The sequence below is a fragment of the Streptomyces sp. NBC_01808 genome (assembly GCF_035917395.1).
In the GTDB taxonomy this organism is placed as follows: Bacteria; Actinomycetota; Actinomycetes; order Streptomycetales; family Streptomycetaceae; genus Streptomyces.
The window spans coordinates 5,272,027-5,284,533 of the sequence record NZ_CP109072.1 but is presented as its reverse complement, the minus strand read 5'-3'; the positions used below and the strand labels follow the sequence as shown (position 1 = coordinate 5,284,533).

12 protein-coding genes are annotated in these 12,507 nt (G+C 70.3%); 6 read left to right on the top strand and 6 right to left on the bottom strand.

The window, feature by feature from the left end; all coding sequences use genetic code 11:
- Positions 1-32: 32 nt before the first annotated feature.
- Positions 33-1,475 carry an NAD(P)H-quinone dehydrogenase gene (locus OG946_RS23560; protein WP_326798001.1) on the bottom strand — a complete coding sequence of 481 codons (1,443 nt, stop codon included), beginning with the start codon at positions 1,473-1,475 and terminating at the stop codon, positions 33-35.
- Positions 1,476-1,581: 106 nt separating this feature from the next.
- Between OG946_RS23560 and OG946_RS23555 the strand changes: the two genes are divergently transcribed.
- The gene (locus tag OG946_RS23555; protein WP_326798000.1) at positions 1,582-2,388 is read left to right on the top strand and encodes a purine-nucleoside phosphorylase; all 807 of its coding nucleotides are present in this window, start codon (positions 1,582-1,584) and stop codon (positions 2,386-2,388) included.
- Between the two features lie 85 nt (positions 2,389-2,473).
- The gene (locus OG946_RS23550; protein WP_326797999.1) at positions 2,474-4,189 is read left to right on the top strand and encodes a phospho-sugar mutase; all 1,716 of its coding nucleotides are present in this window, start codon (positions 2,474-2,476) and stop codon (positions 4,187-4,189) included.
- 2,093 nt (positions 4,190-6,282) lie between these two features.
- On the opposite strand, the gene OG946_RS23545 is transcribed toward OG946_RS23550, so the two are convergent.
- The 3 genes from OG946_RS23545 to OG946_RS23535 form a co-directional block, all read right to left on the bottom strand.
- Complete coding sequence (locus OG946_RS23545) at positions 6,283-6,468, bottom strand: type II toxin-antitoxin system Phd/YefM family antitoxin (protein WP_326797998.1); 186 nt, start codon at positions 6,466-6,468, stop codon at positions 6,283-6,285.
- The gene (locus OG946_RS23540) at positions 6,468-7,070 is read right to left on the bottom strand and encodes a 3'-5' exonuclease (protein ID WP_326797997.1); all 603 of its coding nucleotides are present in this window, start codon (positions 7,068-7,070) and stop codon (positions 6,468-6,470) included. The genes OG946_RS23545 and OG946_RS23540 overlap by 1 nt, the downstream gene beginning before the upstream one ends.
- Before the next feature lie 167 nt (positions 7,071-7,237).
- Positions 7,238-8,533, bottom strand: a complete 1,296-nt coding sequence (locus OG946_RS23535; protein WP_326797996.1) for a helix-turn-helix domain-containing protein — start codon at positions 8,531-8,533, stop codon at positions 7,238-7,240.
- A 388-nt stretch (positions 8,534-8,921) separates the two neighbouring features.
- Between OG946_RS23535 and OG946_RS23530 the strand changes: the two genes are divergently transcribed.
- Both OG946_RS23530 and OG946_RS23525 read left to right on the top strand, forming a co-directional pair.
- The gene (locus OG946_RS23530) at positions 8,922-9,176 is read left to right on the top strand and encodes a hypothetical protein (protein ID WP_326797995.1); all 255 of its coding nucleotides are present in this window, start codon (positions 8,922-8,924) and stop codon (positions 9,174-9,176) included.
- A 192-nt stretch (positions 9,177-9,368) separates the two neighbouring features.
- The gene (locus tag OG946_RS23525; protein WP_326797994.1) at positions 9,369-10,025 is read left to right on the top strand and encodes a class I SAM-dependent methyltransferase; all 657 of its coding nucleotides are present in this window, start codon (positions 9,369-9,371) and stop codon (positions 10,023-10,025) included.
- Positions 10,026-10,035: 10 nt separating this feature from the next.
- Here OG946_RS23525 and OG946_RS23520 read toward each other — a convergent pair whose 3' ends face one another.
- Together OG946_RS23520 and OG946_RS23515 are read right to left on the bottom strand one after the other, a co-directional pair.
- Complete coding sequence (locus OG946_RS23520) at positions 10,036-10,290, bottom strand: hypothetical protein (RefSeq protein WP_326797993.1); 255 nt, start codon at positions 10,288-10,290, stop codon at positions 10,036-10,038.
- A 26-nt stretch (positions 10,291-10,316) separates the two neighbouring features.
- The gene (locus tag OG946_RS23515) at positions 10,317-11,153 is read right to left on the bottom strand and encodes an ATP-binding protein (RefSeq protein WP_326797992.1); all 837 of its coding nucleotides are present in this window, start codon (positions 11,151-11,153) and stop codon (positions 10,317-10,319) included.
- 235 nt (positions 11,154-11,388) lie between these two features.
- Here OG946_RS23515 and OG946_RS23510 point away from each other — a divergent pair, with 235 nt between their 5' ends.
- Both OG946_RS23510 and OG946_RS23505 read left to right on the top strand, forming a co-directional pair.
- Entirely contained in the window at positions 11,389-12,255 is an 867-nt protein-coding gene (locus tag OG946_RS23510; protein WP_326797991.1) for a helix-turn-helix domain-containing protein, read from the top strand.
- Positions 12,252-12,476 carry a DUF397 domain-containing protein gene (locus tag OG946_RS23505; RefSeq protein WP_326797990.1) on the top strand — a complete coding sequence of 75 codons (225 nt, stop codon included), beginning with the start codon at positions 12,252-12,254 and terminating at the stop codon, positions 12,474-12,476. Before OG946_RS23510 ends, OG946_RS23505 begins: the two co-directional genes overlap by 4 nt.
- The last annotated feature ends 31 nt before the right edge of the window (positions 12,477-12,507 follow it).

The following is a 12,507-nucleotide window of genomic DNA, read 5'->3' as shown; positions in this document are numbered from 1 at the left end:
CGGGTACGGACCGGGTAAGACCTGGTACGGGCCTAGTCGTCGCCGCCCGGCTTGCTGGCCTGGAGCTGCCGCGCGACCTCCGCGATCGACCCCGACAGCGAGGGATAGACGGTAAACGCCTTCGCGATCTGCTCGACGGTCAGATTGTTGTCGACGGCGATCGAGATGGGGTGGATCAGCTCGCTGGCCCGCGGCGCGACCACCACGCCCCCTACCACGATCCCGGTGCCGGGGCGGCAGATCAGCTTCACGAATCCGTCCCGTACCCCCTGCATCTTGGCCCGCGGGTTGCGCAGCAGCGGCAGTTTCATCACCCGCGCATCAATGCGCCCCTCGTCCACATCCGACTGCTGGTAACCCACCGTGGCAATCTCGGGATCCGTGAACACATTCGCGGAGACCGTCTTCAGCCGCAGCGGCGCGACGGTCTCGCCGAGGAAGTGGTACATCGCGATCCGGCCCTGCATCGCCGCCACCGAGGCGAGCGCGAAGACGCCCGTGCAGTCACCCGCCGCGTAGATGCCCGGCGCGCTCGTGCGCGACACCTTGTCGGTCCAGATGTGCCCGGAGTCCGTCAGCCGCACCCCGGCCTCCTCCAGGCCGATGCCGCGGGTGTTGGGCACCGCGCCGACCGCCATCAGGCAGTGCGAACCGGTGATCACCCGGCCGTCGTTGAGCGTCACCTCGACCCGGTCGCCCACGCGCTTGGCGCCCTGCGCGCGGGAGCGGCTCATCACGTTCATGCCGCGGCGCCGGAAGACGTCCTCCAGCACCGCCGCCGCGTCCGGGTCCTCGCCCGGCAGCACCCGGTCCCGGCTGGAGACCAGTGTGACCCGCGAGCCGAGCGCCTGGTACGCGCCCGCGAACTCCGCGCCGGTGACGCCGGAGCCGACGACGGTCAGCTCCCCGGGCAGCTCGTCGAGGTCGTAGACCTGCTTCCAGTTGAGGATCCGCTCGCCGTCGGGCTGCGCGTCGGGCAGCTCGCGCGGGCTGCCGCCGGTGGCGACGAGCACCGCGTCGGCGACCAGCTCCGCGGGCTCCCCCGCGGCCGCCCCGGTCACCCGGACCGTGCGCGAGCCGTCCGGTGCCTGCTGCGGCGAGACGCTCGCCCGGCCCCGTACGACCCGGCCGCCGGCGCGCGTCACGCTGGTGGTGATGTCCTCGGACTGGGCCAGCGCCAGCCGCTTCACCCGGGCGTTGACCTTGCCGAGGTCCACGCCGACGACGCGGGCAGCCTGCTTCTCCGGAGGCGTGTCGTCCGCGACGATGATGCCCAGCTCCTCGTACGAGGAGTCGAAGGTCGTCATCACCTCCGCGGTGGCGATCAGCGTCTTCGACGGCACGCAGTCGGTGAGCACCGACGCACCGCCCAGGCCGTCGCTGTCGACGACCGTCACCTCCGCGCCGAGCTGCGCGGCGACGAGCGCCGCCTCGTACCCGCCGGGGCCTCCACCGATGATCACGATCCGAGTCACGTACCCATTGTCCCCCGCCGCGGCCGACGGCTCCCGCGCGGGGCTGCGGGCCCCAGTGGGGGGCCGCTTCTACGCGCGTAGGGGGTGACGGGCTAGGCTCGTCGGCGTGAACGCATCCACTCCGCACGCCGCCCCCGACGCGGCGGCCGCCGCCGACCGCCTCCGCGAGCTCACCGGGGCCGAAACCCACGACGTCGCCGTCGTGATGGGCTCCGGCTGGGTACCGGCGGCGGAAGCGCTGGGCGCGCCCGAGCACGAGCTGCGCGTCACCGACCTGCCCGGCTTCCCGCCGCCCGCGGTGGAGGGCCACGCCGGGCGGATCCGCTCCTACCGGCTGGGCGACAAACGGGCGCTGGTCTTCCTCGGCCGCACGCACTTCTACGAGGGCCACGGCGTCGCCGCCGTGGCGCACGGCGTGCGCACGGCCGCGGCGGCGGGCTGCAAGACGGTGGTGCTCACCAACGGCTGCGGCGGGCTGCGCGAGGGCATGCGGCCGGGTCAGCCGGTGCTGCTCTGCGACCACATCAACCTCACGGCGGCCTCGCCGATCGAGGGCGCGCACTTCGTCGACCTGACGGATCTGTACTCGCCGCGGCTGCGGGCGCTGTGCAAGCAGGTGGACGCCAGCCTGGAGGAGGGCGTCTACGCCCAGTTGCCGGGACCGCACTACGAGACGCCGGCCGAGATCGAGATGCTCCGCCGCCTCGGCGCCGACCTGGTGGGCATGTCGACGGTCCTGGAGGCCATCGCGGCCCGCGAGGCCGGCGCCGAGGTGCTGGGGATCTCGCTGGTGACGAACCTGGCGGCGGGCATGACCGGCGAGCCGCTGAGCCACGAGGAGGTCCTGCAGGCGGGCCGCGACTCGGCGGCCCGGATGGGCGGGCTGCTGGCCGAGGTGCTGCGCCGGGTGTGAAGCTTCAGGCGGTACGCGCCGGGGCGTACGCCGCGACGGGCCGGGGACGGACGGAGAAGACGACAGTGACTGAGGACGGCAACCGGTGACGACGAACCCGACCGCAGACGCCGCTGAGGACGCCGCCGCGCTCACCGCACGGGCCGGGGCCTGGCTCGCCGAGGACCCCGACCCCGACACCCGGGCCGAGCTGGCGGCCCTGCTGCGGGACGGCGACACCGCCGCCCTCGCGGACCGCTTCGCCGGCACGCTGCAGTTCGGCACCGCCGGGCTCCGCGGTGAGCTGGGCGCGGGGCCGATGCGGATGAACCGGGCCGTCGTCATCCGCGCCGCCGCGGGGCTGGCCGCGTACCTGAACGAGCAGGGCGCGGGCGGCGGCCTGGTGGTCGTCGGCTACGACGCCCGGCACAAGAGCCACGCCTTCGCCGAGGACACGGCGGCCGTCATGACCGGCGCCGGCTTCCGGGCCGCGGTCCTGCCCCGCCCGCTGCCGACGCCGGTGCTGGCCTTCGCGATCCGGTACCTCGGCGCGGTCGCCGGGGTCACCGTCACCGCCAGCCACAACCCGCCGCGCGACAACGGCTACAAGGTCTATCTCGGCGGCGGCTCGCAGATCGTCCCGCCCGCCGACGCCGGGATCGCCGAGGCCATCGCGGCGGTGGGCCCGCTCGCGGACGTGCCCCGTCCGGCGGACGGCTGGGAGGTGCTGGGCGAGGAGGTCGTGGAGGCGTACCTCGACCGGGCCGCCGCGGTCGTCACCGCGGGCGGCCCCCGTGCCGTACGGACCGTGCACACCGCGCTGCACGGCGTCGGCGGCGCCACCCTCGCCGCCGCCTTCACCCGCGCCGGCTTCCCGGCCCCGGTGCCGGTCGCGGCGCAGGCGGAGCCGGACCCGGACTTCCCCACGGTCGCGTTCCCCAACCCGGAGGAGCCGGGGGCGATGGACCTGGCGTTCGCCACGGCCCGCGCGGCGGCCGGCGGGGACGTCGACGTGATCATCGCCACCGACCCCGACGCCGACCGCTGCGCGGTGGCCGTACCGGACGCGGCGGCGGACCGGGGCACGGGCTGGCGGATGCTGCGCGGCGACGAGGTCGGCGCCCTGCTGGCCACGCACCTCGTACGGAAAGGGGCCGCGGGCACCTTCGCCGCGTCCATCGTCTCCTCGTCGCTCATGGGCCGGATCGCGCGGGCCGCGGGCCTGCCGTACGAGGAGACGCTGACCGGCTTCAAGTGGCTGGCCCGGGTCGACGGCCTGCGCTACGCCTACGAGGAGGCCCTCGGCTACTGCGTCGACCCGGCCGGCGTCCGCGACAAGGACGGCATCACCGCGGCCCTGCTCGTCGCGGAGCTGACGGCGGAGCTGAAGGCGGCGGGCCGTACGCTCCAGGACCTGCTGGACGACATCGCGGTGGAGCACGGGCTGCACGCCACGGACCAGCTCTCCGTCCGCGTGGAGGACCTGGACGTGATCGCGACGGCGATGCACCGGCTGCGCGCGGCCCCGCCGACGTCGGCGGCGGGACTGCGGGTGACGCAGGCGGAAGACCTGTCAACGGGCACCCCGGACCTCCCCCCGACGGACGGCCTCCGCTACACCCTGGGGGGCGACGAGGCCCGGGGCGTGGAGGCGGCCCGGGTGATCGTCCGCCCGAGCGGCACGGAACCGAAGCTGAAGTGCTACCTGGAGGTCGTGATCCCGGCCCCAGACGGCCACCCCGGCCTCCCGGCAGCACGGGCGACGGCGACGGAGGTCCTGGCGGAACTGAAAGCAGACCTGTCGACAGCGGCCGGCCTCTGACGCCTGGGCGGGAGCGGCGTAACCACGGCAGGCGGTGAGTCTCGTAGTAGGACTGACCAGCGGCGAAAGACCCGAAAAATGTCTGCACACGCCCATTGACATCCTTCACGCGTATGTCGACGACACTCACAAACCTCCGTCACCACCGAATAGTGAGACGGGCCACAGCATCATGGGGCGGTGTTTTCCACGGTTTCGGCCGGGCTGGCCTGTGCGACCCCGGCTGTCACGGTGCGTGTGATGGCCCGCCAAGCGGTGCGCGGCGTCCAGCACATCAGCGGGCTCGACGACCACCTTGCGGACCGGCATTCGTGTGCGGCTGAGAGTAGGAGGGGTAGCTGCCGGGAGCCCGTTCTCCCGACGAGTGGGCAGCGGAGGGCCCGCTACCCCTCGGCCTGAGATACTCAGGAAGTTCTTGGGCAAGCGCGTCGCCCACACCACTAATATCCCTGATCGAAGGAAGGCGCTGTGCACCGTCCGGGGCGCCCTGCGGAGCACCGGGCCCGGGCGCGGCGCCGAACCCTACAGGCTCACCTTGCTGCGGACCGGCATTCGTGTGTTCTCCCGACGAGTGGGCAGCGAAGTGCCCGCTGCCCCTCGGGCTGAAAAAATCAGGAAGGCCTTGGGCAAACGCGGGGCCCACATCAGCAACATCCCTGATCGAAGGAAGGCGCTGTGCACCGTCCGGGGCGCCCTGCGGAGCACCGGGCCCGGGCGCGGCGCCGAATCCCACAGGCTCACCTTGCTGCGGACCGGCATTCGTGTGTTCTCCCGACGAGTGGGCAGCGAAGTGCCCGCTGCCCCTCGGGCTGAAAAAATCAGGAAGGCCTTGGGCAAACGCGGGGCCCACATCAGCAACATCCCTGATCGAAGGAAGGCGCTGTGCACCGTCCGGGGCGCCCTGCGGAGCACCGGGCCCGGGCGCGGCGCCGAATCCCACAGGCTCACCTTGCTGCGGACCGTACCCAGGCCACTCGAAACCTGGAGCCACAGCCTCCGGCAACGGGTGGTGCTGCGGGGCGCCGGCCCCGTAGTCACCGCCGTGCCCTGCTGCGCCTGACGCTACGGCACGGGAAGACTCCGCCGGCCCCAACTCCGCCACACGCTCAGCACCGGTCAGCGGTGGCTGCGCATCCTTGAGGGGGAGGAACTTGTACGCCCCGGGCTTGGCGGACCCCTCCTTCGTCAACCGGGCTCCACGTCCGTGAGCCGACAGCCACTGTGCCGTATCCGGCCCCAGATGGGAGCGCCCGTTCGGGCGCGCGTTGCCCAGAAGGTTTGCGACGCGGGAGCCCGTAGCAGCCAATGTGCGGTCTTCGAAGGGCACGTCCCTATCGGCCTGCTCCTTGTCGTGTTTCTCCAACGCATCCACACACTCAGCATCGGTCAGCGGTGGCAGCTTCTCCTTGCGGGGGCGGAACTTGTGCGCCCCGAGCCCGCCGGACTCCGCCTTCTCCAACCGGTGTCCATATCCGCGCTTCCGCAGCCACTCTGCCGCCTTCGGCGGCAGATGGGAGCCCCCGCTCGGGGCCGAGTTGTACAGACGGTTTCCCATGGGGGTGCCCTTAGGAGGCAATGTGCCATGCGCATCCCAGTGTGCCTGCAACTCAGCCACACACTTATCTTCGGTCAGCGGCGCTCTTTTCTGATTCGGCACCACAGTCTCCTCTCCGTACACAACACAACCGCCGCCTCCCGCATCGGCGCGGAGGGCGCGCCATCACCACGGATCCACCCGCCCAATGGTTCACCACCCCGGCACCCCACACCTCCGGCAGGGCTTTCTCCAGCGAGATGATTTCCTGACGGACCCTTGCCGCACCTGCCGCCGCACGGCCTACGCCATCCACCTGGGCGCCCTCGACCCCGCCCAAACCCGCCAGCTCGCCAACGCCCTGCGCGCGCTGGCACGGAGCCGAAGCTGAAGTGCTACCTGGAGGTCGTGGTCCCGGCCCCGGACGGCCACCGCTGCCTCCCGGCGGCCCGGTCGACGGCGGCGGCGGTACTGGCGGAGCTGAAGGGGACCTGTCGGCGGCAGCGGGCCTCTGACACCCCGCCCGGCCACCGCGGCCAGGCGTCACCACAGCGTGGGCTCAGTCGCTGGACGAGGCGGTGTTCGTCTGTCCGCCTGCCAGGCCATCCAGTTCCTCCATGCTTACGCTGACCGTGGCGGAACCTTCCTTGTCACGGGCGACGGCTTCCCTCAGCCGCCGGGCGTTGGCCGGCGAGCGCAGGAGGTAGATGGTCTCCTGCCATGCGTCGAAGTCGTCGGCTTGCATCACCACAGCGTGGGCTCCTGTTCGGGTTCGAGCGCTCCGGGAAGGCCGGGAGGAACTGCGGCGTGCACCAGCGCTTCCCACGTGGCGTAGTGCTGGGCCAGGTGAAGCAGCAGGAGGGCGGTGGCATAGGCGTCGAAGGTGGCGCGGTGTCGATGGGCGGGGGCCTGGCTGAGGTCGAGCCCGGCATGCTGGATGAGGGCATCAAGGTTGTGCTTCGGCGCTGCCTTGTAGGTCGCCCGCGCCAAGCGCAGGGTGTCGATGACGCCTGTGGGTTCCCAGCCCGGTAGGTGGCGGGTGAGGACCCTGTAGTCGACGGAAGCGTTGTGGGCGCAGATCCACGCTCCGTTCAGCATGGTCCTCACATCTTCACGGACAGCTTCCCAGGGCGGGCACGACTTGAGGTCATCATGGGTGAGTTTGTGCACCCGGCTGGCGAAGGGAGTGACGGGGACCGGGGGGCGGACGAGCCAGGCGCCGGCCGTGCTGGTGTCCGGGGCCCCGTTGCGCAGCGGCAGGGCAGCCACTTCGACCACGTCGGGGGGTGTGGCGCCGTTTCCTTCGACATCGACCACCAGCAGCCGGGGCCAGGTCTCGTACTTCATGCCTGCGGGTTCTCCTTGTCCGACCAGCCGACGTCAGCGAAGAGTCCGGCTCGCCGTGCAGCGTGAGGGTGCCGATGCAGCACATGCTCTGCCGGTGCACCGTCTTGGCCGGGCCCGCATGGGACATGGGGTATAGCGTCTTTCGGCGAAGGTCACCTGTCGCGGTTTCAGAACGCGGGTTCGGCGACAGCAGTTGCCAGTTCCTTCACACCGATCGTGTGGGGGTGACGCCGAGCGAGATCGGTGACGATGCTCCGGATGGCCGGGCGGTTGCGGACCTCGGCCGGTGCTACGCGGTGGGCAGCGAGTAGGGCGCGGGCGGTCTGCTCGGGCCTGCCCGACTGCCACCAGGCCCTTCCCATGTCGGTGTGGAACCGACCGCGCCGCTCGGCGGTGGGAAAGTGCTCCGGACGCAGGGTCTTCCCTGCCTGGAGTGCAGCGCCGGAATCGCCCAGCGCCCGGTGCACGCCGACGGCGTACAGCTCGACGGCGGCCGGGGTGATGGAAGACAGGTTGGCGGCCGGAGCCTGGGCGGGCAGACCGCGCGACGCGTCCTGGGCCTCGGCCAGGGTGGTCAGGGCTTCCTCGCGTCGGCCGGCACGAGCGGCGGTGTAAGCGGTAGTCGCCAGCATCTGAACGTAGGCGGCGCGGTGCGGTCGGTCCCGGAGCCCACTGCGCTCCAGCTGCTCGACTGCCCGTCGGGTCAGGAGTTGCGCGGCGTGCGAGTGGTCCTGGTGACGCAGCACGATGCCCAGACAGCGGGCGGCGGCAGCCTGAGCGAGGGGGAAGCCCGACAGCTCCGCGTAGGTAGCAGCGCGGTCCCCGCTCAGCCGGGCCTGTCCGTACGCGCCGATTTTCGACAGCGTGTGGGTGGCCAGGGTGTAGCAGGCCGACAGCCGTGCCTGCGCAGGTTCACCGCCGCTGCGGGCCCGGGCGTGTAGATCACCGAGCAGGGTAGGCAGGGCCTCGATCAGAGTGGCGTAACGGCTGGTGTCGTACAGCCGCTGGGCCTCAGCGAGACGGACACCAGCGGGGACGGCCGAGCCCGTCGCGTCGGGGGTGGCCGCCAGCGCATCATCGAAGGAGGCAAGCAGGTGGGCCGGAGCAAGCGAGGTGGCGGCGAGCAGGGTGCGGCGACGCAACGGGTCCTCCAGCGGACGGCTCTGCTGTCGAGTCGTCACTGTAGTGGCAGAAACCTGTAATCCGAGGGCCCTCGCCAGGACGCGCGTCGGCAGGCCGACCGCGCGTGCAGCCTGACGCAGCAGAGCAAGATCGGGGATGCGGCTGTGGTTCTCCAGCCGGGAGACGGTGGAGGCGGAACAGCCGATGCGCGCGCCGAGGTCGGCCTGCCTCCAGCCACGGTCGACGCGGCCCAGCCGTAGCAGTCGGCCCACTTCCTGACGATCGACCAGGCGGCGGGCCTGCACGGAGTCCCATAAGGAATTGCTGTGCTCAGTGTGCATGGCATCCCCTGCACGCGCTGCGAAGGCGTTCTATCCACGTTAGGCACTTGCACGGTGGCGCGTCGACATCGCGTGCAGGACGTGCACACGGATGCCACCATCTGCACGCGGTGGCGACGCAGGCCGCCGGCGGTGCTGCGATGGAGACGTCCGCATCACCCTGGAGCTGGAAAGGCCGCCCCGATGGCAACGACACTGGAAATTCCGAACCGCCCCGTGCACGACCACCCCCGCAGCCCACGCGACTTCGTTGACCCGAAGGTGTGGGACCGCGAGATCGCCCTGCTGGTCCGTGACCAGCCTTTCGACGAGCTGATGGCCAACCGCCTGTTCGACGCCGCCGTCTCGTACCTGATCACGGCTGGAGAAGTGGGGGAAGAAGTTGGAGATGTGCTGCGGCCGACTGGTCGACATGGCCGTGCACGCCTTCATCCTGGACACCCAGAATTACCGCGAGTTCTGCCATCGGCACTTCGGCGGCAAGTTCCTGGAGCACATCCCCGAGCTGGAGTTCAAGTACGACGGATCGGTGGAGCGCACCGCGCAGATCATTTTCGACAACGGCTTCAACGTCGACTGGCCGCTGTGGGAGCGCGACTACGCCAAGTGCGGCCCCTGCCGCCCCGGGGAGAACTGCCACTGACCTGCGCCTGATCACAGGAGGAATGCCCGGTCGCCCTGGAGGGGCGACCGGGCCGTCTTCTGCACGCCCGAACATGCAGTGCCACGTTCGGTCATACCACCCTGGGCCGGCCCTCCGTCCGGGTACGGTGTCGCCTCGCCAGCACACCCACGCCCCGGAGGACGCCCTGTGCCCCATCCTTCACCGCGCCCCGTGCTCCAGGACGCCGCCGCCTACTGGGACACCTACAAACCCCACAAGGGCGAAGGGACCCAGCCGCGCCCACCTGCCGACGTCTTTGAATGGACGCAATACCCCGGACACGGCCCCGGCGCCGAACTTCTCGGCGCCCCGGCCACCGCTCTCGACCTGGGCGCCGCCGAATGCGCCGAGGCGGCTTTCCTGGCGCGCCAACAGGTGACGGTCACCGCAGTGGACCTCTCCCCGGCACAGGTCAAACGCGCCCGCATGTGGTGGCACGACCTGCCGTGCCTGGAGATCGTCCATGCCGATGTGATCTCGTACCTCACCGAAGCTGATCGCACCTGGGACACGATCTACTCCGTGTGGGGGGCGGTGTGGTTCACCGAACCCGAGCTGCTGCTGCAGCTCATCGCCAAGCGCCTCGCGCCCGGTGGGCGCCTGGTTTTCTCCCAGGCCGAGCCCACCGGCATCTCCGGCCCGCAGCAGATGCGCGGGCACTGGCTCGACGACCACCCCGAAGCCACCCTGCTGCGCTGGCAGTACCGGTCGCAGGAGTGGACCCAGCTCCTGCGACGGGCCGGATTCGAGACCACGGAGGCACGAGTCGTGGCGGCTCCCGCGCCGGGCAAGTTGGGGACCCTGGTTGTCACGGCCGACGTGGGCTGACCCGGTGGCGTCAGCATGTGCCCTCCGAGGGAGACGCGGAACGCTGCAGTGCGCGGAGGGCGTTGGCCAACTGGCGGGTCTGGTCGGGGTCGAGGGTGCCCAGGTGGATGGTGTAGGCGCTGCGGCGGCAGGTGGGGCAGGGGGCGGTGACTTCGATGTCTTCCAGTGGGAGGCCCAGGCGTTCGGCCTGGCGAGCGAGGTTGCGTGCAGCCTCTTCCGCTTCCTGGCGGGCAAGATCGGGGCGGACCAGCTCTTCCAGGGACATGGGTTTCCTGTCTGTGAGTCGGGTGGTCAATGTGCGCTTCGCGACCGGTAGCGGATTCTCGTGTCGACGTCCCCGCGGGAGGCCAGCGGGATCAGCCCTCGGGCGGCGATGCAGCCGGTGCAGGCGTAGACGGTGTGGGTGGTTCCGGACGCCGTGGCGTAGCGGCCCACGGAGACCAGGCGTCTGGCGGTGCCGCACCAGAAGCAGGCACCGTCCGCGATGTCGTCGAGGCGTACGGTGCAGCCGTCGATCTCGCACACGTCCGGCGGGCAGACCACGTGAAGGGCAGTGGCGTCGGCGAACTGCACGACGTATCCGGTACGGGTCTGGACCAGCGCCGCGATCCGTCGCCTCTGACCGAGATAGATGACGTTGTCATCGACAGCCACCGTCGCGAAGTCCACCCGCCGCGCGCCCGCCGCTCGCACGGGAGCCGGTTTGCGCTCTTGCGCGGCGGCGGTCAGCGGGGCACGGAACCACACGGCCTTGCCGTCCTCCCGGCATTCGTAACCCCAGTCGGCCACCATCGAGTTCAGGAGCCACAGACCGCGTCCGCTCTCCGCGTCCCAGGAGGGGGTGGTCAGCGCGGGCGCCTGGCGGGAGGTGTCGTATACGTGGATGTAGACCCACCCCTCGTCGACCCGGACGGTGAGTCGGCAGGTCTTGTTCCCGGCGTGTTCGGCGACGTTGGCTAAGAGTTCCGAGACACCGAGCCGGACCACCGCCACGGCATCCGCGTCCCCGCCGAAGTCGGCGGTTGCGGCGGCGGCCGCGTTGCGCCATCGCTCGATGGTGCGCGCCTCGGCGGTCAGGCGCCATGCGCGCGCCGAGTGGCCTTCGGCGTTATCGGCGGTGACCTTCACGGGGTACCTCCAGGGCTCAACTCATGGCCCATGACACCGAGTCGGATCGCGGGCCGGGGCAGCCACCCTCGTGATCACCAGTAGCTGGACCCCCACGCTCTGTAACTTGCCCGAAGCGTGGCACGACAGGAATGTTGTCCGCAAGAGTTCTTCGTTCAAGGTTGACACGATCGGATGATTGCTTGCAGAGGATGTTCCGATGAGCGGTAGCCTGCGGCCTCAGGGAGGTACACCGATGACCGACGCTGAGCCCAACCTGCACCGACGACGCCTTGGCATGCAGTTGCGAACCCTACGGAAGGCCGCCGGTCTGTCTCTGGCGGAGGCCGCGGACAAGCTCGACCTGCCGGGCGCACCTTCGTTGAGCCGGATCGAGAACGGCAAGCAGCGGGTGGCACCCACGGCCGTACTCGCCTTCTTCGATGTCTACGAAGTCGCCGAAGACGACCGCCGCACGCACATCAGGGAACTCGCGAAGCTCGCCAACAGCGGGAAGCGGAGCAACCTGTTCAACGAGTATCGCAGCGCCATCCCCGACCCCTTCGCGGACTACATCCTGCTTGAGGAACTGGCCGTGAAGTGCGAGTCGTTCGCCAGCATCGTCCCAGGTCTTCTCCAGACAGAGGCGTATGCAACGGCGATCGTGGAGGGAAGTCGCGCTTGGCAGCATCAGCGAGAAATCAACAACTTCGTCGCCCTGCGCATGGCGCGACAGACGGCCTTGAACCGCGAGAAGCCGCTCCACCTGTGGTGCGTCCTGGACGAGGCGGCGTTGATGCGGCGCGTCGGCGGCAACGCGGTGATGAAAGCCCAGCTTGAGCACCTGATCAACGTGTCGGAGGAGCACAAGCACGTAGATGTGCAGGTGCTGACGTTCGATCAGGGCGCCCACGCCGGGGTGGACGGCGCGTTCTACCTCCTGCACTTCGCAGCAGGTCCACCAGTCGCAGCGGTCGAGCCGATGACAACCTCCCTTTATCTGGAGGAGGATGGCCACCTGGCACGCTACGAAAGCGGGTTCGACCACCTCAGAACCGAGGCCCTTGACGTGCGGGCTTCCCGGGATCACATCGCCAAGGTACTCAAGGAGCGCTACACATGATCATAAAGCCCGACCTCACCAACGCCACTTGGGCCAAAAGCGCTTTGAGCAGCGGTGGGCAGAACTGCCTGGAGGTCGCGTTCATCGACGGCGTCGTCGCCCTGCGCGACTCCAAAGACATCGGCAACCCCGAAGCCCAGGTCCTCATCCTCTCCGAAGACGACTACCGGGCCTTCACCGGCGGCATCCAGAACGGGCAGAGCAACCTCCTGCTCCCCTGACCGCAAGGCGTGGGGCGAGGCCGGGGTGGGT

What these genes read in the sequence shown, in the direction of transcription:
- OG946_RS23545 (WP_326797998.1), bottom strand. Translation starts at nt 6,468, where the DNA reads ATGCAAGCCGACGACTTCGACGCATGGCAGGAGACCATCTACCTCCTG.
- OG946_RS23520 (WP_326797993.1), bottom strand. Translation starts at nt 10,290, where the DNA reads ATGTCCCTGGAAGAGCTGGTCCGCCCCGATCTTGCCCGCCAGGAAGCG.
- OG946_RS23505 (WP_326797990.1), top strand. Translation starts at nt 12,252, where the DNA reads ATGATCATAAAGCCCGACCTCACCAACGCCACTTGGGCCAAAAGCGCT.
- OG946_RS23535 (WP_326797996.1), bottom strand. Translation starts at nt 8,533, where the DNA reads ATGCACACTGAGCACAGCAATTCCTTATGGGACTCCGTGCAGGCCCGC.
- OG946_RS23530 (WP_326797995.1), top strand. Translation starts at nt 8,922, where the DNA reads ATGTGCTGCGGCCGACTGGTCGACATGGCCGTGCACGCCTTCATCCTG.
- OG946_RS23540 (WP_326797997.1), bottom strand. Translation starts at nt 7,070, where the DNA reads ATGAAGTACGAGACCTGGCCCCGGCTGCTGGTGGTCGATGTCGAAGGA.
- OG946_RS23510 (WP_326797991.1), top strand. Translation starts at nt 11,389, where the DNA reads ATGACCGACGCTGAGCCCAACCTGCACCGACGACGCCTTGGCATGCAG.